The organism is Leucobacter allii (genome assembly GCF_022919155.1).
GTDB classification, from domain to species: Bacteria; Actinomycetota; Actinomycetes; order Actinomycetales; family Microbacteriaceae; genus Leucobacter; species Leucobacter allii.
In genome coordinates this window covers 583,503-603,585 of the sequence record NZ_CP095045.1, presented here as the reverse complement: position 1 = coordinate 603,585, position 20,083 = coordinate 583,503, and the positions used below count along the sequence as shown (strand labels likewise).

The window sequence follows — 20,083 nt, the reverse complement described above, 5'->3', positions numbered from 1 at the left end:
GGGAGGGGTCGGGATCGGATGCCGCGGCGCGATCGGCGCAGGCGCCGCGGTGGGGTCGGGCGACTGCGATTCAGCGCAGGAGCGAGCGAGCGATCTCGATGCGCTCGCGGAGGAGCTCCGTGTAGGTGTCGACGCCGACCGGGCCGTGCTCGTGGGCGACGAAATACTCCTCGGCGACGATCCGGTTCATCGCGCCCACGAGATGCACGAGGGTGGAGGCGCGGCGATCGCCCGGCGGGAGGCCCTCGCGCCGCTCGACGAGGGCGATGTCGGCGAGCTCGCTCTCCCGCAGGTGCTCGAGCACGCGACGGTGGAGTCGCGGCTCCCGATCGAGGGCCGCGAAGAGCGCCCGGGCGTCCTCGAGCGTGAAGCCCATGGACCTCCACCGCCCTTCGAACAGCGCCACGAGGTCGTCCACGAGCGAATCGGTGAGGCCTCCGTCGCCCCGCCCGCTGCCCGCTGCACCGTCGAGGAAGCGCTCGACGAAGTGGGCGTCGTCACGCTCCGCGGGCACGCCGAGCACGGCGTCCTCCTTGGAGGCGAAGTAGTTGAAGAAGGTGCGCCGAGACACGCCGGCGTCCTCGCACAGCTCCTCGACGGTGTACGCCGTGATCCCGCGCTCGGCCGTGCGTCGGCGCGCGAGGTCCGTGATCCGCCGCGCCGTCTCGGCGCGGCGCTGGGCGCGCACTCCCGTTGCACTTTCACTCATAGAGTGCATTTTTGCACTTTAGCGCTGTGAGTGCACTGAATGCGCCGACCCCGGTCCGGAGAACCCGATCCCGGTCCGGAGAGCCCGATCCCGGGCCGGCGAGCCCGAGGATGGGACGACGAAGGCCCCGCGCTCCTCGCTCATGCGAGAGGCGCGGGGCCCGCGATTACTGGCGGTGACGGTGGGATTTGAACCCACGGTAGGGGGTTACCCTACACAACTTTTCGAGAGTTGCACCTTCGGCCGCTCGGACACGTCACCGCGGACCAGTGTAGGGGAACGGTGCGGAATACGCGAATCCCCGGGTTCCCATATCTGACACATGTCCGATATTATTGGAGGCATGGACGCCCGCTCGCTCCGCACCCGGAACCGCCTGCGCGCCGCGGTCCTCGAGCTGTCGACCGCGACGCCGATCGTCGATCTCACGGTGTCCGAGATCTGCCGCACCGCACGAGTGACCCGCGACACCTTCTACCGCCACGCGAACGGCCCCGTCGAGCTCCTCGCGGATGCACTCTCCGCCGAGATCGCCGAGGCGATGACGGAGCTGTCGACCGCGGATTCCATCGGGGTCGGCGAGCGCGCGCTTCTCGACCACGTGCAGCGCCGCACCGCCGTCTACCGCGGGGCGATGCATCCGGTTCTGGCGGCGCCGGTGCGCGCCGGTCTCGAGCACGCGATCCGCGACGGCCTGCTGCTCTGGCTGGAGCTGCATCCGCGGATCGTGCCCGAGGCGCTCGCCGGCGATGCCACGGCGCTCCGGATGGCCATCGCCTATGCGACTGCGGGAACCGTGGGAGCGATCGAGGCCTGGCTCGACTCCGGCGAGGAGGAGCCCGAACGCGCCGCGAGGATCATCCTCGCGGCCTCACCGGAATGGTGGCTGCGCTGAGGCGCGGCGGACAAGAGAAGGAGAACACCCATGCAGGCAGCACAGTTCCACGGCAAGGAAGACCTCCGCGTCGTCGAGGTCGAGGAGCCCACCCCGGGCCCCGGGCAGGTGAAGATCCGGAACGCCTTCGCCGGCATCTGCGGCTCCGACCTGCACGTCTACTACTCCCCCGAGGCGGCGGGCCTCGATCTCGACCACCCGCATCCGGTCACCGGCGCCACGCTGCCGCAGATCCTCGGACACGAGTTCTCGGGCACCATCGTCGAGCTCGGGGAGGGCGTGACGAGCGTCGCCGTCGGCGACCGAGTGGCCGTCTGGCCCGTCTACTCCTGCGGCGCCTGCCCGGCGTGCGCCAAGGGCCTGTACAACGCCTGCGCGAAGATCGGCTTCCACGGGCTGAGCTCCGACGGCGGCGGCATGGCGGAGTTCACCACCGTGCCGGCCGAGAAGGTCCACGTGCTCCCCGAGAGCGTCGATCTGCGGATGGGCGCCCTCGTCGAGCCGATGTCGGTGTCGTGGCACGCGGTGAGCCGCAGCCGCGTCGAGGCCGGCCAGACCGCGCTGATCGCGGGCGCCGGCCCGATCGGCATCGGCGTGTGGTTCGCGCTCAAGGCGCGCGGGATCGATCGCGTGCTCGTGTCGGAGCCGAGCGCGGAGCGTCGGGCCACGATCGCGGCCCTCGGCGCGACCGTGATCGATCCGGTGCACGAGGATCTCGCGGCCGCCGTCTCGGCGCTCAGCGACGGCAGCGGCGTCGACGTCGCCTTCGACGCGGCCGGAGCGGGCCCGGCGATCACCTCGGCGCTCGCGAGCCTCGTCCCCGGGGGCCGCGTCGTCGTCGTCGCGATCCATGAGCGTCCGATGGAGTTCCTGCCCACGCAGCTCGTCATGGCCGAGACGGAGATCGCCGGCGCACTGGCCTATCTCCCGGCCGACTTCGACGCCGTCATCGACGCGATGTCCCGCGGCGTCTACGACACGAGCGGCTGGGTCGAGGAGGTGCCGCTCGACGGCGTCGTCGACGCGATCCACCGCCTGCGCGGCGGTGCCGGGGCGAAGATCCTCGTGCAGTCCGCCTGAGTCCGCGCCCGGGTGCGGCCCCGCGGGCCGCACCCGCCGCTCAGGGACGGACGGGCGGGCGCGACCGGCGCGACGGCGCTACTGCGCGGCCCAGACGCCGAGCTCGTTGCCGCTCGGATCGGTGAAGTGCAGGCGGCGACCGCCGGGAAAGGCGTAGGGCCCCTGCACGACGGCGCCGCCCGCGGCGGCGATCGCGGCCGCCGAGGCCTCGAGGTCTTCCGAATAGAGGATCACGAACGGACCGCCCACCGGGCGCGCCTCTGCGGCGAGGAACAGCCCGCCGGCTTCCCCCGCGGAACCGGGAGCGACGAAGCCGGCGTACTCCGGCCCGTAGTCCGTGAAGGTCCATCCGAATGCCGTGGCGTAGAAGGCCTGCGCCGCGGCGAGATCGGTCACCGCGAGTTCGACGTAGTTGATGGAGTGGTGTGCCGGCTGTGTGCTCATGGAGCGACGCTAGCACCCGCCTCCGACACGACCGGGCCCGCGAACGGACCGAGAGCCGCTGCTGGCTCCGCCCGAGCACGATGCAAGACCCGCGCTCCTCGTTCGCACGACACGGCACGACCGTTGATGTCGAGATCCATGTCCCCACTCGGCCCGTGGGTTGAATACGGGTCTGGTGCGCATTGAGGTGACAACTGATTCAGGCAGCGAGTGCGACCTGCTTGTTCATGACGGCCCCGTACTCGACCGGCGTCAATCCGCCCAACCGGGCCTGTCTGCGACGTCGGTGATAGGTTCGCTCGATCCAGCTCACGATCGCGAACCGCAGCTCGTCACGCGTGGCCCAGCTGCGGCGGTGTAGGACGTCCTTCTGGAGCAGGCTGAAGAACGATTCCATGGCCGCGTTATCCCCGGCAGCCCCGACTCTGCCCATCGATCCGAGCATGCCGCGATACTCGAGAAGACGGCGGAGCTTCCGGCTTCGAAACCGCGATCCGCGATCCATATGCGGCACGCAGCCCGCAACCCTCCCGCGCCGCATGTCTGCATGGTTCAGTGCTCTGATCGCGAGTGACGACTGCGTCCGCGCGTCGATCGAGTACCCCACGATCCGGTTCGAGAACACGTCTTTCGCCGCGCACAGGTAGAGCTTGACTTCCCGCCCAGTGTCCCGTGATGTCCGAGAGCCACACCTCGTTCGGAGCAGCCGCAACGAACTCGCGCCTCCCAAGATCATCTTGCACCGGCGGGCTCGGCCTGCGCTCTATGACCGCGCACTTCCTTCTTCCCGAATACAGGCCTCGGCAGAGTTTCCAAGCGGTCCGATCAGCCGTGGGTTCCCCGAAGTGCTTCGCTTCATCGGCGAGGAACCGGTGCCCGAACTCCGGATTCTCAAGGCGGGCGTCATCGAGAGCGTTCGCGCGATACGCCTGTACGAGGTCTCGTGCAGTGACGGGGAGCGCAGCCACCGAGAACACGGCCGGCGGGAGAGCCCCAATACCCGGCACGACACCACCACGTGAACCCCGGCGATGGCGAGCTCTCTCACGAGCGGGTAGCGCCTTGTCCCGGGAGACACGCCTGGGAAAGATACGAGGCAGCGCGGCGCAGCACCTCGACTTCGTGCTCGAGGAGCTTGTCCAGGGGCGCAACATGCTCCCACGCCAGCAGAAACCGGCCAGCTCGGCTATCACCTCAACGTGCACCAGACCCTCGAATTCTCACACTCCTTGGACAATGCAACTGTCTGGAGGTTGCATCAGCGCAGGAACAATCTCACACGGGACGGAAGCGAAGAGCATTCGCCCCCCGCTTCCGCCGATACGGACAGATTGCTGCTGTCGATGTTGCGAATGACTTACTCGGCCTGCTGTGCTGTGGGGTCCTGCGCTCTCCAGACGGCATCCGGGCCGATCGTTTCCGCGATCTTCCGTGTGATCACCCCGAGGGCTTTTGCCTGAGCGGGGGAGAGAGCGTCGAAGATGAGACGACGGATCAGAGCGTGGTGCGCCGGTGTCGATTCGAGAACCTTGGAGCGGCCCGCATCGGTGAGGATTCCGAAGGTGAACCGGCCGTCGGTGGGATCGGCCTCGCGACGTACCCAACCTTTTGCCTCGAGCCGCGAGATGGCTCGCGACAATCGGGACAGCGTGCAGCTGGCGTAGTTGGCCAGCACGCTGAGTCTGAGCGTGGAGCGAGGAGCGGAGAACAGGGCGAACAGGATGCCGTGTTCGAAGTTGGTGAGCCCGCTGTCGCGCTGCAGTTGCGCATCGAGGGCGACCGGCAGCCGCTCGAGCAACGTCGCAACCCCGGCCCAGACGTCGAGCTCTTCGGCGGTCAATGAGGCACTCTCGAGATCGTCAGGCATACCTTCATCCTAACGACCACCTACCCCATTAACTTGCTTGAGCAACTAAAATCAACTATCGTGAGTTTCTCAAGCAAGTCATTGACGTCGTTTCGACGTCCGTCACGGGAGATACTTTATGGATCTGCAGTTGCAGGAGAAGAAGGCGTTCATCAGCGGCTCGACGCAGGGAATCGGATACGCGATCGCCGCCGGGCTGGCCGCCGAGGGGGCATCTGTCGTACTCAATGGACGCGACGCCACCCGGCTGGACGCCGCCGTCGACCGCCTACGGACCGAGCATCCGAATGCGGAGATCTCGGGCGTCGCCGCCGATTTCTCGAACGCAGAGGATGTGGCACGCCTCATCGATTCCCTGGGAGAGGTCGACATCCTGGTGAACAACGTCGGACTGTTCGGGCTCGCGAATTTCGCGTCCGTGACGGATGAGGACTGGGCCCGCTACTTCGAGGTGAATGTCATGAGCGGTGTGCGGCTGTCTCGTGGCCTGCTCGGCGGGATGCTCGAGCGGGGCTGGGGTCGCGTGGTGTTCATCAGCAGCGAATCCGGGGTGAATGTCCCGGCCAACATGGTCCATTACGGCATGACGAAAGCGGCGATGCTCGCTGTCGGAAATGGGCTGGCGAAGCTCACCCGCGGCACGTCGGTCACGGTCAACACCGTCCTCGGCGGCCCCACGTTCTCGGATGGAGTCGCCGCATCCGTGGCGGCGGTGGCGGATGCGCAGTCACTCCCGGTGGACACGATGAAGAACGCGATCATTGCAGAGAATCACACCACCCTCCTGGAGCGGTTCATCGATCCCGCGGAAATCGCGCACCTCGTGACTTACCTTGCGAGCCCGCTCTCGTCGGCGACGAACGGGGCGGCCCTGCGAGCAGACGGAGGAGTCCTCACGGCGATGCTGTGACCCCACCGCCCTGCGTGGCTGTGATGATGCCTTCGGAGCCGACTCCCTCGTCTCCGAGGGCATCATGCGTTTCGCAGCATCCCTTCGACCGCGGAGACGACCGCGCGTCGATGTGCCACGGTGCGGCCAGGGCCGTCATTCGCGCCGTCGAATGCCGTGAGGCCGGTCGGAGAAAGCTGCCAGGCTTGCGCGATCGCATAAATGAAGATGAGGACGTCGACCGGGGTCAGCGCACTCGGGCTCGCCCCCCTCACGGCCTCGAGTTTGAGGGAATAGACGTCGAGCGGCTCTGACAGCGCGGATGGTCGCTCGAGGCGCGCCCACATACTCAGGCGGAGGATGTCCGGACGCTCTTGATGGTGGTCGAACACCCTCCCGGCCCACCCTGCCAGATCCTCGGGGTCAGGGGGCGCGTCCATCGCGAGCGTCCGCAACGCCGTCTCGAGCGCGGCATCGAAGACGCCACTCTTGCCCCCGAAGTACGCATAGATCATCCGCACATTGCTCCCTGCGGACCGCGCGATCCGATCGACCCGCCCACCCGCGAAGCCATGCTCGGCGAACTCCTCGATGGCCGCGGCCAGAATTCGCGACCGCGTGGCTTCTGCGTCTCTCATGCCCGGCTCCTCCGACTTGACGACATTTCGATACACGCCTATCTTACAAGTAAGTAGATATTTACTTATATAGGAGACTCCATGAACCATCCAGAGATCGCCCTTGTCACCGGCGCGGGCCGGGGCCTCGGGAGGGCGACTGCACTGGCCCTCGCAGCGAGCGGCTACCGCGTCGTCGTCGCCACCCGCACAGCTGAGTCAGCCAATGCCTCGGTGAAACACATCGAAGAAGCAGGCGGCGAGGCGCTCCCGCTTGAGTTGGACATCGCCGATCCGGACTCCATCGACACCGCCACGACAGCGCTACTCACCGCGATCTCCGAGGACTGGCCCGGATCCCGACTCTCGGTTCTCGTCAACAACGCCGGCGTCGGACACTTCGCCCCCCTGGGCGGCGTGAGTGTCGCCGACTTCGACGACACCTTCGCCGTCAACGTGCGCGGGCCGTTCCTCATTGTCCAGGCGCTTGCACCACACCTCGCGGACGGCGGGCGGGTGGTCAATCTGTCCAGTTCGCTGAGCCGACACGTCAGTCCCGCCACCGCCGTCTACGCAGCATCGAAAGCCGCCATCGAAGCGCTGTCACGGAGTCTCGCGCTGGAACTCGGACAACGCGGCATCCGCATCAACACAATCGCGCCGGGCCCGACTGCCACCGACTTCAACGGCGGCGCGATGCGTGACAATGCCGAGCTGCGTCAGGGGCTGGGGCGGCAGACCGCTCTGGGCAGGGTCGGCGAGCCGACCGAGATCGCCGATGCTGTTGTCGCGCTCGTCTCGCCGGGACTGCGATGGATGACAGGCGAACGCATCGAGGTCTCCGGCGGAGTCCTCCTATGAGCACGATCGCTGTCTTCGGATCCACCGGGCAGACCGGTCACCGTATCGTGGATCGCCTTGCCCACGACGGTCATGACGTCCTCGCGATCAGCCGCCGACCAACCGGGGGCGACTCGCCCCGCATCCGGACGGCTGCGGCTGACCTGACCCACACGAGCGTGGACGAACTGTGCGAGATCCTGAGCGGAATCGACGCCGTGGTCTTCGCGGCCGCAGGCGATCCGATCCGCGTGGATCGTGATGGTGCGCTGCGGGTGATCGACGCCGCAGAACGGGCAGGCGTCACCCGGTTCGTGCTGATCACCGGCATGGGGGTCGGACGCCCCCGGCCTTCGGAGTACTACGGCGGGTTCTGGGACACGTATTTCGGGGCGAAAGAGGCCTCCGAACGCGCGCTTCGAACGAGCACGCTGGCGTGGACGATCCTGCAGCCCGGAGAGCTGCTCAACGAACGCGGCCGGGGGCACGTTGAGCTGGCACCCACAGGATCTCTTCCGATCAGCGCGGTTACTCGCGACGACGTCGCGGCAGTGGTCGGGGCAGTAGTGGACCGTGCCGATACGGCTGGTCACGGATGGGAGCTGGTGCACGGCGACAGGACCATAGAGGGAGCGATCGAGAGGGCAGTTCGACGCTGACTCCACGGCATCCGGAAGGCACACCGGGATCGGATGAGACCGGGTTTGCGGCTCATCGGTGCGGCGGATGGGGGTTTACCGATCAGGGTCGTCCTGGCCCGGGGAGAGCGAAAGAGAGAAGAGCCCGGAAGAACTGGGACGATCTGGGTCTCGCCATCGGACCCCACGTTCGCGACCGCGCTGGCGTTGAGGTCCGCGGTGAAGAGGATAGAGGTGGCGGTGAGGATCAATTGCACCGAATCTGCACCACAAGGCATCCCCAGACGAAGAAAACCCCTGTTTTACCAGGGGTTTTCTGTGGCGGTGACGGTGGGATTTGAACCCACGGTAGGGGGTTACCCTACACAACTTTTCGAGAGTTGCACCTTCGGCCGCTCGGACACGTCACCGCCGACCAGCGTAGGGGATGGGTCCGCGGCGACGCGAATCCGACGCGCCGCGGCTACGCGAGGCGCGCATCCCAGAACGCGCGCAGCTGCGCGCTCTTGCGGAAGACGATCTCGTCCCACTCGGCGTCCGTGGTCGCACTGTCCGCGAAATCCGAGGGGATCTTGAAGAGCTGCAGCGGCACCCCGAAGCGCTCGCATACGCTCGCATAGGCGTACGCCTCCATGTCGACGAGGTGCGCGCCCAGCCCGGCGATGCGGGCCCGCTGCTCGTCGTCCTGCACAAAGACGTCCCCCGTCGCGATCACCGTGCGGTGCTCGTCGAGGAGCGTTTCGCCGGCGGGCCGCAGCTCCGGTGACGGCAGCGAGAAGTCGTGCTGCACGACCCCGGAGATCTGGTACACCTCGTCGAGGCTCGGGCGGCCCGGATCGTCGCCGACGACGCCCGCCGTGCCGAGCACGACCACGCGGTCGACGCCGGCGCCGCCGTCGGCGAGCGCCGCGGCGAGGGACACCGCGGCGTTCACCTTGCCGACCCCGGTCACGAGGTGGGGGACGTCGGCGAAGGCCGAGGCCTCGTCGCGGTGCGCGAACACGAGCAGCGTGTTTTCTGCGCTCATCGTGCGGTTCCTCCCAGCGGCGCCTCCGCGCCCGTCGTCGACTGATCCGGACCCACCCTATCGTCGCGCGGCATCCGCTCCGCCCCGCCCGTCGCGGCGGCCGCCGCGACGGGCGGGAACGGTGTCCTCGTGCGAACACTTGACACACTTCGAATGGATGTTCTATAGTTGTGTGTTGAGCACGTCGCAGACGTCGCGCGATCGCCGCCCAAAGCGGCCGGATCGCCACCAACTCCGTACGACCTCGACGGCTCGCTCTCCGGCAGGCGATCCTCCGCCGCCGGGACCGGCGCAGACGCGCCGGCTCGTCCGCGCCCCAGCGCGGACCACCCGATGGATCGGTGTCGCGGCGGGACCCGCCGCGCACGGGACATCGACGAGGGATCCGGGGTGTCCCGATCCGCCGCGCATGGACCGCGGGCGGACGCCGCCGCCGCATCCCGGGCCCACCGGGCCCCGCATCGCGAGAAGCGCTCGCGATGCCGCGCACCACGACGGTGCGCACGAGAAAGGACCACACCATGACCACCACGAAGCACCGCACGCCGCAGGCGTCCGCGCGGTCGCGTCGGGGCACCGATCCCGCGCCCGCGATGCCGCTGCGCACCCCCTACCACTCGCTCGGCGACGCCGACGCGATGCGCGTCCCCGCATGGGCGCAGCACCGCTCGGTGTACCGCAGCTCCGGCCGCACGCTCTACCTCGTCGAGACCGACCGGCTTCCCGAGGCGCAGCGCGACCTCGCCCGCCTCGACCGCGCCGGATGGGACGTGCGCGTCTCCGAGGATCCCGCGGGGTCCTCGGCCCGCATCGCGCTCACCCGCCGGGACCTGGCCCGCGCGGCCTGACCATCCGGCCGCACCGTCGACGCCGCGTGATCCCCCGGGGTCACGCGGCGTCACGCGTCTGCGGCGCCGCACCGCCGTCGCTACACTGGCGGGCATGAGCGACGTCGAACTTGCCGAGGTGGAGAGCTTCTCACTGGATCACACGAAGGTGCTGGCCCCCTACGTGCGCCTCATCGGCGTCGAGCGCGGGCCGAAGGGCGACGCGATCTCGAACTTCGATGTGCGCCTCGTGCAGCCCAACGAGGGCGAGATCCCCACCGCCGGCCTGCACACGATCGAGCACACGCTCGCCGCGCTGCTGCGCACCCGCTTCGACGGACTCATCGACATCTCCCCCTTCGGCTGCCGCACCGGGTTCCACCTCATCGCCTGGGGCGAACCCGGCGTCGAGGTCGTGGCCGCCGCGATCAAGTCCTCGCTCGAGGATCTCGCCGAGCGGATCGCCTGGGAGGACGTGCCGGGCACCGAGGCCGTCAGCTGCGGCAACTACCGGGACCACAGCCTGCACTCCGCGCGCGAGTGGTCCAGGCGCGTCCTGGCGCAGGGGATCAGCCTCGACGCCTTCGATCGCTCCCGCATCGCCTGACGCCGGCGAGCGGGCATCCGCTCAGGCGGGATCCCGAACCGGTCTGCCGTCGTCGACGAGCCCGGGGAGCTGCGCCATGTCCGTGAACACGCGCGAGGCGCCGGCGGCGACGAGCTCGGCCGGCGGCGTGCTCGTCGGGGAGCCCGAGGAGTATCCGAAGACGGTCGCGCCTGCGGCGACGCCGGCCGTGACGCCGGCCACGGTGTCCTCGACGACGAGCGCCTCGGCCGCGTCGATGCCGAGCAGCTCCGCCGCCGCGAGATAGACGTCCGGGGCCGGCTTGCTCCGCGGCTGCTCCATGCCGCTGAGGATGCGCCCGGCGAACCAGTGCGCGAGTCCCGTGAGCCCCAGCTGCATCTCGATCTTGCCGCGGTCCGCGCCCGAGGCGCAGGCGATGCGCTCCCCGAAGCGCCCGGCGACGGCGGCGAGCGCGTCGCCGACCCCGGGGATCGGCGCGATGCGCTCGCGCAGCGCGGCGTCGCGCCTGGCGCGGAAGGCCCCGATCCAGGCGTCGTCGATCCGAACGCCCGTGCGCTCGAGGATCACCGCCCACTCGTCGCGCAGGGCCTTGCCGATGAAGCGCGCGATGCACTCCTCCTCGGAGATCGGCCAGCCGAGCTCGTGGAGCATCTCGCGCAGCACCCCGTTGGTGATCGCCTCGGAATCGACGAGCACGCCGTCGCAGTCGAAGAGCACGCCGGCGAACGGCGCCGGTCGCGCCGCGGCGCGCTCCGCTGCGGCGCACCCCGGCGCGGTGCCGGAGCTCCCCCCGGCATCCCCGGCACCCCCGGCATCCGCGGCGCGGTACTCGTCGTTCCTCACGCCGCCGCCTGCGCACGCAGGCGCGCGGCCGCCGCGGCCGCGCGCTCGCGGATCGCCGCCGCGTCGAGGGTGAGGTGCGCGCCGTCGGCGTAGACGTGGCGGCCGCCGATGAAGACATGGCGCACGTCCGCGCCCCGCGCCGCGAATCCGAGATGGGAGACGAGGGCCGCCGGGTCGAACGGCGTCGCCGCCGATCCGGTCACGTCGAGCGCGATGACGTCGGCCAGGCGCCCGACTTCGAGCGCCCCGGTCTCGGCGAAGCCGATGGCGGCGGCGCCCCCGCGGGTCGCGATGTCGAGCACGTCCGCGGCGCGCACGATCGCGGCGTCCTGCCGCGCGCCGCGATGCAGGATCGTCGCGGTCTTGATCTCCTCGAACAGGTCGAGCGAGTTGTTGCTCGCGACCGAGTCCGTGCCGAGCGAGACGCGCAGACCCGCGCGCTGCCACTCCGGCAGCGGCGCGATGCCGCAGCCGAGCTTGAGATTGGAGACCGGGTTGTGGCTCACGGCCGTGCCGGTGCGGGCGAAGAGCGAGATCTCGCCGGGGGTGAGGTGGACGCAGTGCGCCGCGAGCACCTCGGCCGCGAAGAGCCCGAGGGCGTCGAGGTGCTCGCCCGGGGTGGCCCCGTAGCGCTCCCGGATCTGCTCGACCTCCGCCGCCGATTCGGAGACGTGGGTGTGGATCGGGATGCCCCGCTCCACCGCGCGCGCCGCGAGCTCCCGGAGGAACTCGGGCGGGCAGGTGTAGGGCGCGTGGGGCCCGTAGGCCACGCGGATCTGCGGATCCCCGCGGAAGCGCTCCGCGAGCCGCTCGGTCTCGGCCGTCGCATCGGCGCCGGTCCACGGGGAGACCCCGGGGAAGCCGACCGTCTCGGGCGCGAATGACGCCGGCGCGACGAGCGCGCGCATCCCCGAGGCCCGCACGCGCTCGATGAGCGTCTCGTCCCAGTGGTACATGTCGGCGAAGGCCGTCGTGCCCGTCTCGATCATCTCCACGAGCGCGAGCTCGAGCCCCGCCACGACGTCCTCGTGCCCGAGGTGCTGCTCGAGCGCCTGCACGGCGGCGAGCCACGGCATGAACCCCTCGTCGTCGGACACGCCGCGCAGCAGCGTCATCGCCGAGTGGGTGTGCCCGTTCACGAGCCCCGGCATCAGCACGTGGCCGGTGAGCTCGTGACTCGCGGAGACGCCGGGCCGCGCCTTCCCGGCGTAGCTGATCCGTCCCCGCGCGTCGAAGGCGAGCTCCGCATTCGCGACGGGCCCCTCGGGGGTCAGCATCGCGTCGGCGCGCAGGACGGTCTCCGTGGGCTGTTCTCTGCTCATGCTCGACACTGTAGCGCCCCGGCCGCCTACCACCCGGGGGTCGCGAGCATGCCGCCGTCGACCGCGAGATCCTGACCGGTGATGAAGGACGCCGCGGGCGAGGCGAGCAGCACGCAGGCGTCGCCGACGTCCTCGGCGGTCGCGAGGCGGCGGAGCGGCGCGCGGGCGAGCCAGCTCGCGACGCCCTCCGGCCAGGCCTCGGCGAGCCCGGGCCGATCGACGAGCCCGGGCGACACCGTGTTCACGCGGATGCCGAGCGGGCCGAGCTCGAGCGCCGCCGCGCGCGCGTGCATGACGACCCCGGCCTTCGCCGCGGCGTAGTGCGCGTGCGCCGGCGCCGGCCGGCTCGCCTCGATCGACGCGATGTGGGTGATCCAGCGATCCGCGTGCGCGCCGGCCTCGGTGCCCACGGCGCCGGCACGCACGGCGCCGGCACGCACGGCGCCGGCGGCATCGGCATCGGCATCGGGATCCGCGGCGGGATCCGCCATCAGCGCCGCGGCCTCGCGCGACAGCTCGAAGACGGCGCCGAGGTTCGTCGCGAGAACCTCGTCCCATGCGGCCCGACTCGTCTCGGCGATCTTGGCGAGCGGCTGGATGCCGGCGTTGTTGACGAGGCCGTCGAGACCGCCGAGCGCCTCGGCCGCCTCCGCGACGAGCTCCGCGGCGGCTCCCGGACGCGCCAGATCCGCCCCGACCGCCACGGCGGCGCCGCGATCCGCGCCTCCCGCCGCGGCGTCGCCCCCCGTCGCGGCGTCGCCCCCCGTCGCGGCGTCGCGGCGCGCCGCAGCGCGCTCCCGGAGCTCGTCGACGAGCGCGAGCGCGCGAGCCTCGGAGGCCGCCGACGTTCCACTGTAGTGCACGGCGACGCGCGCTCCCGCGGCGACGAAGCGGCGCGCGATGCCGCCGCCGATGCCGCCCGAGGCGCCGGTCACGAGCACCCGCATGCCGCCGAGATCAGGCAGAGCCGCGTTCCGCATGGGGATCATCCTCCGAGTCTCCGGTGCCGGGACGAGTAGTCGCGCAGCGCGCGCAGGAAGTCGACCTCCCGCAGGTCCGGGTAGAGGGCCTCCACGAAGTAGAACTCCGAGTGCGCCGACTGCCAGATCATGAAGTCCGAGAGGCGCTGCTCCCCCGAGGTGCGGATGACGAGGTCGGGGTCGGCCTGCCCGCGCGTCCAGAGGTGCTCGCCGATCATCTCCGGGGTGAGCCGCTCGGCCAGCGTCTCGATGCCGCCGCCGGCCGCCTGATGCTCGGCGATGACGCTGCGCACGGCCTCGGTGATCTCGCTGCGCCCGCCGTAGCCGACCGCGAGGTTAATGTGCAGGCCGTCGCGCCCCGCGGTGCTCGCCTCGGCCTCGGCGAGCGCGGTCGCGAGCTCCTCGGGGAGACCGTCGCAGCTGCCGACGTGCTTCACCCGCCACCCGGGGTGCTCGGCGAGCTGGGCGGCGAGCACCGCGATGATCCCGGTGAGGTCCTCGAGCTCCTGCCGATCCCGAGCCCGCAGATTGTCGGCCGAGAGCAGGTACAGCGTCACCGTTCCGACCCCCGCGGCCTCGCACCAGCCGAGGAACTCCGGCACCTTCAGCGCGCCGGCGCGGTGGCCGAAGGCCGCGCGCTCCTGGAGCCGCTGCTTCGCCCAGCGGCGGTTGCCGTCGACGATGATCGCGATGTGGTGCGGCACCCGCGCGGGATCGATCTCGCGGCGCAGCCGGCGCTGGTACAGCCGGTAGAGCAGACCGGTGCGCGGGGGCGCGGGCTCCCGCGGCGAGGGCTGGGCGTTCACGCCCCCGAGTCTAGCGCTCGCGCCTCCGCGCACCCCCGGACGAACCGCGCTCGGGAGGGTCGCACGGCCTGGGGATCCCCCACATATATGCCGCTGCAGAACTGTCGGGACCATACACTCGAGGCATGACTGCCAGCGGCGCACCCGGTCCCGTCGACGACGCCGGCGACGAGCGCGCCGAGCGCCCTCTTCCGGAGCCCGATCGGCTCTCGATCCCGCTCCTCGCCGACGCGCTCGACCACCCGCACGATCAGCCGCGACCGTCCGGGTCGGAGGCGGCCGAGGCGAAACCGCGCTGGCGCGGCTGGATCCACGCCGGCACGTTCCCCGTCGCGGTCGCCGCGGGCATCGTGCTCATCTGCCTCGCGCACGGCCCGATCGCGAAATGGGCGTCGGCCGTCTACATGCTCTCGAGCATGCTGCTCTTCGGCGTGTCCGCGCTCTACCACCGCTTCAACTGGAAGCCGAGCACCAAGCAGGTGTTCCGCCGCCTGGACCACGCGAACATCTTCCTGCTCATCGCGGGCACGTACACGCCGATCGCGCTGCTCGCGCTGCCGCTCGAGAAGGGCGTGCTGCTGCTCGTGCTGGTGTGGGCGGGGGCGCTGCTCGGGATCGGGTTCCGGGTGTTCTGGATCGGGGCGCCGCGCTGGTTGTACGTGCCGCTGTACGTGCTGCTCGGCTGGGCGGCCATCATGTTCATCGTCGACATCTTCCGCGCCAACCCCGCGACGATGATCCTTGTCGTCGTCGGCGGCCTGCTCTACACGCTGGGATCGGTCGTGTACGGCATCAAGCGCCCGAATCCCGTTCCCGGCGTGTTCGGCTTCCACGAGATCTTCCACGCGCTGACCGTGCTGGCGTTCCTCTGCCACTGGGCCGCCGCGCTGCTCATCGCGCTCGACCCCGTGTATCTGCGGTAGCGCCCGCACGCGCGCCGACCCTGATCACCGGAGCCCGAACCGCTGCGCGGTCGACGCGATCCTGTCCTTCAGGATGCGGGACGGCGCGGAGCGCCCCTGACGCGCCCCGGCGGGCGCGCCGCCCGCATCCGGCCCGTCACCCGGCCGCGAGCACCTCGAGCACGGCGGCGCCGTATCGCTCGAGCTTCACCTGGCCGATCCCGGAGATCGCGAGCAGCTCCTCGTCGTTTGCCGGACGGTGCACCGCGAGCGCGGCGAGCGTCGCATCGCCGAACACGACGTAGCCGGGCACCCCCTGCGTGCGGGCCTCCCCCGCCCGCCAGGCGCGCAGGCGCTCGAAGACCTCGGCCTGCTCAGGCGCGAGCTCCGCCGCGGCCGCGGAGCGCTTCTCCCCCGCGGCTCCCCGCACGGCCCGCCCGCCGCGGGTCCCCGCGGCCCTGACGACGACCTCCTCGCGCATCTGCACCGCTTCCTCGCCGCGCAGCACGGGCTTCGCCGCCTCCGTCGGCGCGAGCACGCCCCACTCCCCCCGGGCCTCCAGGATGCCGGCGGCGAGCAGATGCCGCACGACGCCCCGCCACTGCGCCACGGACCACTCCGTGCCGATGCCCCAGGTCGAGAGCTCGTCGAGGCGCATCTGCGTCGCGCGCTCCGACGGCACGCCCCGCAGCACGTCGATGTGCTGACCGGCCGCGTAGGTGCGGCGCCGCTCCCGCTCCGTGCGGATGACGGTGGAGAGCAGCATCTGCGCCGGGATCGTGGCGTCCCACAGCTTCGGCGGATCGAGGCAGACGTCGCAGTTGCCGCACGCCTCGGCCCGCTCCTCGCCGAAGTACTTCAGCAGGAACACCCGCCGGCACGTCGCGCCCTCGCAGAGCGCGAGCATCGCGTTCAGGTGCCGCGTCTGGTTCTGGCGGGTCGCCTGATCGCCGTCGCCCGACTCGATCATCTGGCGCTGCTGCACCACGTCCTGCAAGCCGTAGGCGAGCCAGGCCTCCGCGGGGAGGCCGTCGCGCCCCGCGCGACCGGTCTCCTGGTAGTACCCCTCGATCGACTTCGGCAGGTCGATGTGCGCGACGAAGCGCACGTCGGGCTTGTCGATCCCCATGCCGAAGGCGATCGTGGCCACGACCACGACCCCGTCCTCCCGGAGGAACCGCGTCTGCGCGTCCAGCCGCTCCGCGGCCGGCAGTCCCGCGTGGTACGCGACCGCGTCGACGCCCGCGTCGCGCAGGGCCTTCGCCGTCTGCTCGACGCGCTTGCGGCTGAGGGCGTAGACGATGCCGGCCTCCTCCGCGTGCTCGCCGCGGATGAACGCCGTGAGCTGCGCACGCGCGCTCTGCTTCGGCTCGATGCGGTAGCGGATGTTCGGGCGATCGAAGCTCGAGACGAAGTGGCGGGCGCGCTGCAGGTGCAGCCGCTCCGTGATCTCACGGTGCGTCTCGGGCGTCGCCGTCGCCGTGAGCGCGATCCGCGGCACGTCGGGCCAGCGCTCCGCGAGCGCGCCGAGGCGGAGGTAGTCGGGGCGGAAGTCGTGGCCCCACTGCGAGACGCAGTGCGCCTCATCGATCGCGAAGAGGGCGATGCGGCCCTGCGCCAGCAGTTCCACGGTTCCCGGGGCGGAGAGCCGCTCGGGGGCCAGGTACAGCACGTCGAGCCGGCCCTCGCGGTAGGCCTGCTCGACGTCCCGGCGCTCCTCGAGCGACATCGCCGAGTTCAGCGCCGCGGCGCGCACGCCCGCGAGGCGGAGCGCAGCCACCTGGTCGTGCATGAGCGCGACGAGCGGCGAGAGCACGATGCCCGTGCCCTCGCGCACGAGCGCCGGGATCTGGTAGCAGATCGATTTGCCGCCGCCCGTGGGCATGAGCACGACGGCGTCGCCCCCGCCGATCACGTGGCGGACGATCGCCTCCTGATCGCCGCGGAACGCGTCGTAGCCGAACACCTCCGCGAGCACCTCGCGGGGATCCGCCCCGACCTGGGGGTCGCGACTCGATGACGCGACGGGTGCGGGATCCGCTGGCGGCGGGACCGACGCCACGCCCGCGGCGCCGGTCGGCACGGCGGCGACGCTGCCCCGCGGCTCGGCGGGATCACCGGGCCGCGGCGCTGCGGGGCCACCGGGCCGCGGCGCGGGGAAGCCCTCGGGCGGCGGCGCCCCCCAGGCCTCGCCCGGCCAGCGCTCCGCATCCGCGGAGCCGGGCTCCTCCCAGTCGCGCGGCACGGATCAGTCCCGCTTCGCCGGCTCCGCGCCGGCACCCGGCTCGTCGTCACGGCCCCGGCCGTCTTCGGCGTCGCCGCCGGGGCGCGCCTCGGTTCCTGCCCCGCCGTCCGTCCCGGATACGGCGGCGTCCGCGGCACCGGCCGCCTCCTGCTCCGCGAGCTCCCGATCGATCTGCTCCCGGACCTCCGCCCGGTACGCGCTCTTGCGCAGGCGGCTCACGAGCAGGAAGCCGAGGAGAATGACCGCGGCGGCGAGCAGACCGGTGACGATGAAGCCCGGCGCACCCGGTGAGACGATCGTCGGATCGAACTCGGTGTCGGTCTCCGCCTCCGCGAGTCGCACGGCGACCCCGCCGGCCATCGCAACAGTCGCCAGCAGCGCGGTCATGCGTCCTCCTCGATCCCCTGGAACAGATCCGCCTCGAACTCGCTCGTCGCGACCCGCGACGCCGCGAGCCGGTAGTCCTCGAAGGGCCACGCCTCGCGCTGCAGCTCGTTCGGCCAGAAGAAGAACGAGCTGTCGGGCGCGACCTGACTCGCGTGGGCGCGCAGCGCCTCGTCGCGGCGATCGAAGAAGCGGCCCACGTCGATCCGCGCCGTGCCGCGGTACGCGCGACGGGTCATCCACTCGCGCAGCTCCGCGAACTGCGCGATGAGCGGCGAGTCGGGATCCCGCGCGAGCAGATGCTCGTAGACGGTCTCCACGCGCTTCGCATTGAAGATCTCCTCGTAGTAGAGCTTCTTGATCGCCCAGGGCTCGCCGGCCTCGGGGTACGCCTCGGAGTCGCCGGAGGTCTGCCAGGCGATGCGGCTGATCTCGTGGCAGCGGATGTGATCCGGGTGCGGGTAGCCGCCCTGCTCGTTGTACGTGATCATGACGTGCGGACGGAACTCCCGCACGATCCGCACGAGCGCCTCCGCGGAGACCTCGGCCGGGATCCCGGCGAAGGAGCTGGGCGTCACCGAGCCGCCCTCCTCGGGCAGCCCGGAGTCCTGGTAGCCGAGCCAGCGGTGCTCGAATCCGATGATCTCCTGCGCCCGCGCCATCTCGTCGCGACGGAGCCCCGGCAGGTCGCGCCGGCTCTTCGGGTCGCGGGCGACGAGCTCGTTGAGCAGATCCCCCCGCTCGCCGCCGGTGCAGCTGACGATGAGCACCTCGGCGCCCGCATCGAGGTAGTGCGCGTACGTCGCGGCACCCTTGCTGGACTCGTCGTCGGGGTGGGCATGCACCGCGATCAGCCTGAGCGTCATGCGCGTCCTTTCACAACTGCCTCCCGGGGGTTCCCGGTACGCTGGCAACAGTCCCCCAGTCTACCCAGCGCGCATCGGAGGTTCCCGTGACGCAGTCGCCCGTCGGGAGCGCCGTCCCTGCCGCAGCGGGCGCGGACGCCGATCCGCACCCGGAGCCCAGCACCCGGCCCGCCGCGTCGCAGTCCCTCGAGGACCGCTACGGCGCCGGCCGGAGACGGCGCGTCGACCGCCGCGTCGCGTGGGGCGCGGCCGGCGCGCTGGTCGTCGCCGGCGTCGGCTTCCTCCTCTTCAGCGGCTGGCACGAGCAGAACGTGGTCGCGGTGCAGGACATCGGCTACACCGAAGTGAACGACTACAGCCTCGACGTGAAGTTCACGGTGAGCGCTCCGCCGAACACCCCCGTCGCCTGCGCCGTGGAGGCGCTGAACACCTCCAAGGCCACCGTCGGCTGGAAGGTCGTGGAGGTGCCGGTGACCGAGGACCAGGATCACACGGTCACCACGCGCCTCGTCGTCACGAACCCCGCGACGGCCGCGACCGCCCGCGAGTGCTGGGTGATCGAATAGCGGCGAGCGCCGCACCGGGTTCCCCGGAATCGCGCGCGTCCGGGCTGCCGATCGAGGCGGTCGCTGCTATCCTGCCTGTGCGCCCTGATCCGTATCAGGGCGTTGCGTTTACGTCCGCGCATCCGCGCTCACACTGAAACGAGGATCGACCATGGCCGAGCCCACCCAGACCTGGCTGACCCAGGAGGCTTACCACCGGCTCAAGACGGAGCTGGATGAGCTGACGGGTCCCGGCCGCAAGGAGATCGCCGCGCGCATCGAGGCCGCTCGCGAGGAGGGCGACCTCAAGGAGAACGGCGGCTACCACGCCGCGAAGGACGAGCAGGGCAAGATGGAGGCGCGCATCCGCGACCTCGAGGAGCTGCTCAAGCACGCGGTCGTCGGCGAGGCGCCCGAAGCCAACGGCGTCGTCGAGATCGGCACGGTCGTCACGGCCGAGGTGTTCGGCGACGAGGAGCGCTTCCTGCTCGGCAGCCGTGAGCTCGCCGACGGCTCGGGACTCGACGTCTACAGCGCCCAGAGCCCGCTCGGCGTCGCGATCCTCGGGCTCGGCGTGGGCGATGAGACCAGCTACGCCGCGCCGAACGGCAACCAGATCTCCGTGAAGATCCTCGCCGTCGACACCTACGCCGGCTGATCCCGGGGCTTCCGCCCGTTCGGGCTGCCCGTGCGGGCTGCACCTGCGGGGCGACTGACCGGGTCGCCCGCCGAGTCCGCTGACGAATGGTCCGAGCACCTGCGACCCGCGAG

At 70.8% G+C, this 20,083-nt stretch carries 23 protein-coding genes and 2 tRNA genes; 10 read left to right on the top strand and 15 right to left on the bottom strand.

Going from position 1 to position 20,083, the window contains the following annotated elements; all coding sequences use genetic code 11:
- Positions 1-70: 70 nt before the first annotated feature.
- Together MUN78_RS02605 and MUN78_RS02600 are read right to left on the bottom strand one after the other, a co-directional pair.
- Entirely contained in the window at positions 71-709 is a 639-nt protein-coding gene (locus MUN78_RS02605) for a TetR/AcrR family transcriptional regulator (protein ID WP_244728615.1), read from the bottom strand.
- 170 nt (positions 710-879) lie between these two features.
- Positions 880-970 (bottom strand) — tRNA-Ser (locus tag MUN78_RS02600).
- Positions 971-1,052: 82 nt separating this feature from the next.
- Here MUN78_RS02600 and MUN78_RS02595 point away from each other — a divergent pair.
- A complete protein-coding gene (locus MUN78_RS02595) occupies positions 1,053-1,604 on the top strand; it encodes a TetR/AcrR family transcriptional regulator (protein WP_244728613.1) in 552 nt (183 codons plus the stop codon).
- Positions 1,605-1,634: 30 nt separating this feature from the next.
- Complete coding sequence (locus tag MUN78_RS02590; RefSeq protein ID WP_244728611.1) at positions 1,635-2,684, top strand: 2,3-butanediol dehydrogenase; 1,050 nt, start codon at positions 1,635-1,637, stop codon at positions 2,682-2,684.
- A gap of 78 nt (positions 2,685-2,762) precedes the next feature.
- Here the strand turns inward: MUN78_RS02590 and MUN78_RS02585 are convergent, their stop codons facing one another.
- The 3 genes from MUN78_RS02585 to MUN78_RS02575 all read right to left on the bottom strand — a co-directional run bounded on the left by MUN78_RS02585 (position 2,763) and on the right by MUN78_RS02575 (position 4,995).
- Positions 2,763-3,128 (bottom strand): VOC family protein, encoded by a 366-nt coding sequence (locus MUN78_RS02585; RefSeq protein ID WP_244728609.1) that lies wholly within the window; start codon positions 3,126-3,128, stop codon positions 2,763-2,765.
- A gap of 199 nt (positions 3,129-3,327) precedes the next feature.
- On the bottom strand, positions 3,328-3,864 hold the full coding sequence (locus MUN78_RS16790) for a DDE-type integrase/transposase/recombinase (RefSeq protein WP_429952299.1): 537 nt from the start codon (positions 3,862-3,864) through the stop codon (positions 3,328-3,330).
- 621 nt (positions 3,865-4,485) lie between these two features.
- On the bottom strand, positions 4,486-4,995 hold the full coding sequence (locus MUN78_RS02575; protein WP_244728607.1) for a MarR family winged helix-turn-helix transcriptional regulator: 510 nt from the start codon (positions 4,993-4,995) through the stop codon (positions 4,486-4,488).
- Positions 4,996-5,113: 118 nt separating this feature from the next.
- On the opposite strand from MUN78_RS02575, the gene MUN78_RS02570 reads away from it, so the two are divergent.
- Entirely contained in the window at positions 5,114-5,905 is a 792-nt protein-coding gene (locus tag MUN78_RS02570) for an SDR family NAD(P)-dependent oxidoreductase (RefSeq protein ID WP_244728606.1), read from the top strand.
- A 62-nt stretch (positions 5,906-5,967) separates the two neighbouring features.
- On the opposite strand, the gene MUN78_RS02565 is transcribed toward MUN78_RS02570, so the two are convergent.
- Positions 5,968-6,522 carry a TetR/AcrR family transcriptional regulator gene (locus tag MUN78_RS02565; protein ID WP_244728604.1) on the bottom strand — a complete coding sequence of 185 codons (555 nt, stop codon included), beginning with the start codon at positions 6,520-6,522 and terminating at the stop codon, positions 5,968-5,970.
- 81 nt (positions 6,523-6,603) lie between these two features.
- On the opposite strand from MUN78_RS02565, the gene MUN78_RS02560 reads away from it, so the two are divergent.
- Together MUN78_RS02560 and MUN78_RS02555 are read left to right on the top strand one after the other, a co-directional pair.
- Positions 6,604-7,362 carry an SDR family NAD(P)-dependent oxidoreductase gene (locus MUN78_RS02560; protein ID WP_244728602.1) on the top strand — a complete coding sequence of 253 codons (759 nt, stop codon included), beginning with the start codon at positions 6,604-6,606 and terminating at the stop codon, positions 7,360-7,362.
- Positions 7,359-8,000 (top strand): NAD(P)-dependent oxidoreductase, encoded by a 642-nt coding sequence (locus MUN78_RS02555; RefSeq protein WP_244728601.1) that lies wholly within the window; start codon positions 7,359-7,361, stop codon positions 7,998-8,000. The genes MUN78_RS02560 and MUN78_RS02555 overlap by 4 nt, the downstream gene beginning before the upstream one ends.
- A 298-nt stretch (positions 8,001-8,298) precedes the next feature.
- On the opposite strand, the gene MUN78_RS02550 is transcribed toward MUN78_RS02555, so the two are convergent.
- Positions 8,299-8,389 (bottom strand) — tRNA-Ser (locus MUN78_RS02550).
- Positions 8,390-8,442: 53 nt separating this feature from the next.
- Positions 8,443-9,006, bottom strand: coding sequence for a nucleosidase (locus tag MUN78_RS02545; RefSeq protein ID WP_244728599.1), 564 nt, complete (start codon positions 9,004-9,006; stop codon positions 8,443-8,445).
- A gap of 521 nt (positions 9,007-9,527) precedes the next feature.
- Here MUN78_RS02545 and MUN78_RS02540 point away from each other — a divergent pair.
- Positions 9,528-9,854, top strand: a complete 327-nt coding sequence (locus MUN78_RS02540; protein ID WP_244728597.1) for a hypothetical protein — start codon at positions 9,528-9,530, stop codon at positions 9,852-9,854.
- Positions 9,855-9,948: 94 nt separating this feature from the next.
- Complete coding sequence (locus MUN78_RS02535) at positions 9,949-10,440, top strand: S-ribosylhomocysteine lyase (protein ID WP_244728595.1); 492 nt, start codon at positions 9,949-9,951, stop codon at positions 10,438-10,440.
- 21 nt (positions 10,441-10,461) lie between these two features.
- Here MUN78_RS02535 and MUN78_RS02530 read toward each other — a convergent pair whose 3' ends face one another.
- Genes MUN78_RS02530 through MUN78_RS02515 form a run of 4 tightly spaced genes read right to left on the bottom strand, consistent with a single transcriptional unit; the run spans position 10,462 to position 14,370 of the window.
- On the bottom strand, positions 10,462-11,262 hold the full coding sequence (locus MUN78_RS02530; RefSeq protein ID WP_244728593.1) for an HAD family hydrolase: 801 nt from the start codon (positions 11,260-11,262) through the stop codon (positions 10,462-10,464).
- The gene (locus MUN78_RS02525) at positions 11,259-12,584 is read right to left on the bottom strand and encodes an amidohydrolase (RefSeq protein ID WP_244728591.1); all 1,326 of its coding nucleotides are present in this window, start codon (positions 12,582-12,584) and stop codon (positions 11,259-11,261) included. Before MUN78_RS02525 ends, MUN78_RS02530 begins: the two co-directional genes overlap by 4 nt.
- 26 nt (positions 12,585-12,610) lie before the next feature.
- Positions 12,611-13,564, bottom strand: a complete 954-nt coding sequence (locus tag MUN78_RS02520) for an SDR family NAD(P)-dependent oxidoreductase (protein ID WP_244728589.1) — start codon at positions 13,562-13,564, stop codon at positions 12,611-12,613.
- A gap of 5 nt (positions 13,565-13,569) precedes the next feature.
- On the bottom strand, positions 13,570-14,370 hold the full coding sequence (locus MUN78_RS02515; protein WP_244728587.1) for an isoprenyl transferase: 801 nt from the start codon (positions 14,368-14,370) through the stop codon (positions 13,570-13,572).
- 125 nt (positions 14,371-14,495) lie between these two features.
- On the opposite strand from MUN78_RS02515, the gene trhA reads away from it, so the two are divergent.
- A complete protein-coding gene (trhA, locus tag MUN78_RS02510; protein ID WP_244728585.1) occupies positions 14,496-15,293 on the top strand; it encodes a PAQR family membrane homeostasis protein TrhA in 798 nt (265 codons plus the stop codon).
- A gap of 136 nt (positions 15,294-15,429) precedes the next feature.
- On the opposite strand, the gene recQ is transcribed toward trhA, so the two are convergent.
- From recQ to mca, 3 genes are read right to left on the bottom strand one after another with little or no spacing between them, the layout of a single operon-like run.
- Complete coding sequence (recQ, locus tag MUN78_RS02505) at positions 15,430-17,517, bottom strand: DNA helicase RecQ (RefSeq protein WP_244728584.1); 2,088 nt, start codon at positions 17,515-17,517, stop codon at positions 15,430-15,432.
- Positions 17,518-17,520: 3 nt separating this feature from the next.
- The gene (locus MUN78_RS02500) at positions 17,521-17,904 is read right to left on the bottom strand and encodes a hypothetical protein (protein ID WP_244728582.1); all 384 of its coding nucleotides are present in this window, start codon (positions 17,902-17,904) and stop codon (positions 17,521-17,523) included.
- Positions 17,901-18,767: a mycothiol conjugate amidase Mca gene (gene mca, locus MUN78_RS02495; RefSeq protein WP_244728581.1), complete on the bottom strand. Its 867-nt coding sequence runs from the start codon at positions 18,765-18,767 to the stop codon at positions 17,901-17,903. Before mca ends, MUN78_RS02500 begins: the two co-directional genes overlap by 4 nt.
- 86 nt (positions 18,768-18,853) lie before the next feature.
- Here mca and MUN78_RS02490 point away from each other — a divergent pair, with 86 nt between their 5' ends.
- Positions 18,854-19,333 (top strand): DUF4307 domain-containing protein, encoded by a 480-nt coding sequence (locus tag MUN78_RS02490; protein ID WP_244728579.1) that lies wholly within the window; start codon positions 18,854-18,856, stop codon positions 19,331-19,333.
- Positions 19,334-19,484: 151 nt separating this feature from the next.
- Positions 19,485-19,970 (top strand): transcription elongation factor GreA, encoded by a 486-nt coding sequence (greA, locus tag MUN78_RS02485; RefSeq protein ID WP_244728577.1) that lies wholly within the window; start codon positions 19,485-19,487, stop codon positions 19,968-19,970.
- Positions 19,971-20,083 lie beyond the last annotated feature (113 nt).

Excerpts from the sequence above, each read along its gene's own strand:
- MUN78_RS02605 (WP_244728615.1), bottom strand. The coding sequence starts at position 709 with ATGAGTGAAAGTGCAACGGGAGTGCGCGCCCAGCGCCGCGCCGAGACG.
- MUN78_RS02595 (WP_244728613.1), top strand. The coding sequence starts at position 1,053 with ATGGACGCCCGCTCGCTCCGCACCCGGAACCGCCTGCGCGCCGCGGTC.
- MUN78_RS02590 (WP_244728611.1), top strand. The coding sequence starts at position 1,635 with ATGCAGGCAGCACAGTTCCACGGCAAGGAAGACCTCCGCGTCGTCGAG.
- MUN78_RS02585 (WP_244728609.1), bottom strand. The coding sequence starts at position 3,128 with ATGAGCACACAGCCGGCACACCACTCCATCAACTACGTCGAACTCGCG.
- MUN78_RS16790 (WP_429952299.1), bottom strand. The coding sequence starts at position 3,864 with ATGATCTTGGGAGGCGCGAGTTCGTTGCGGCTGCTCCGAACGAGGTGT.
- MUN78_RS02575 (WP_244728607.1), bottom strand. The coding sequence starts at position 4,995 with ATGCCTGACGATCTCGAGAGTGCCTCATTGACCGCCGAAGAGCTCGAC.
- MUN78_RS02570 (WP_244728606.1), top strand. The coding sequence starts at position 5,114 with ATGGATCTGCAGTTGCAGGAGAAGAAGGCGTTCATCAGCGGCTCGACG.
- MUN78_RS02565 (WP_244728604.1), bottom strand. The coding sequence starts at position 6,522 with ATGAGAGACGCAGAAGCCACGCGGTCGCGAATTCTGGCCGCGGCCATC.
- MUN78_RS02560 (WP_244728602.1), top strand. The coding sequence starts at position 6,604 with ATGAACCATCCAGAGATCGCCCTTGTCACCGGCGCGGGCCGGGGCCTC.
- MUN78_RS02555 (WP_244728601.1), top strand. The coding sequence starts at position 7,359 with ATGAGCACGATCGCTGTCTTCGGATCCACCGGGCAGACCGGTCACCGT.
- MUN78_RS02545 (WP_244728599.1), bottom strand. The coding sequence starts at position 9,006 with ATGAGCGCAGAAAACACGCTGCTCGTGTTCGCGCACCGCGACGAGGCC.
- MUN78_RS02540 (WP_244728597.1), top strand. The coding sequence starts at position 9,528 with ATGACCACCACGAAGCACCGCACGCCGCAGGCGTCCGCGCGGTCGCGT.
- MUN78_RS02535 (WP_244728595.1), top strand. The coding sequence starts at position 9,949 with ATGAGCGACGTCGAACTTGCCGAGGTGGAGAGCTTCTCACTGGATCAC.
- MUN78_RS02525 (WP_244728591.1), bottom strand. The coding sequence starts at position 12,584 with ATGAGCAGAGAACAGCCCACGGAGACCGTCCTGCGCGCCGACGCGATG.
- MUN78_RS02520 (WP_244728589.1), bottom strand. The coding sequence starts at position 13,564 with ATGCGGAACGCGGCTCTGCCTGATCTCGGCGGCATGCGGGTGCTCGTG.
- trhA (WP_244728585.1), top strand. The coding sequence starts at position 14,496 with ATGACTGCCAGCGGCGCACCCGGTCCCGTCGACGACGCCGGCGACGAG.
- MUN78_RS02500 (WP_244728582.1), bottom strand. The coding sequence starts at position 17,904 with ATGACCGCGCTGCTGGCGACTGTTGCGATGGCCGGCGGGGTCGCCGTG.
- mca (WP_244728581.1), bottom strand. The coding sequence starts at position 18,767 with ATGACGCTCAGGCTGATCGCGGTGCATGCCCACCCCGACGACGAGTCC.
- greA (WP_244728577.1), top strand. The coding sequence starts at position 19,485 with ATGGCCGAGCCCACCCAGACCTGGCTGACCCAGGAGGCTTACCACCGG.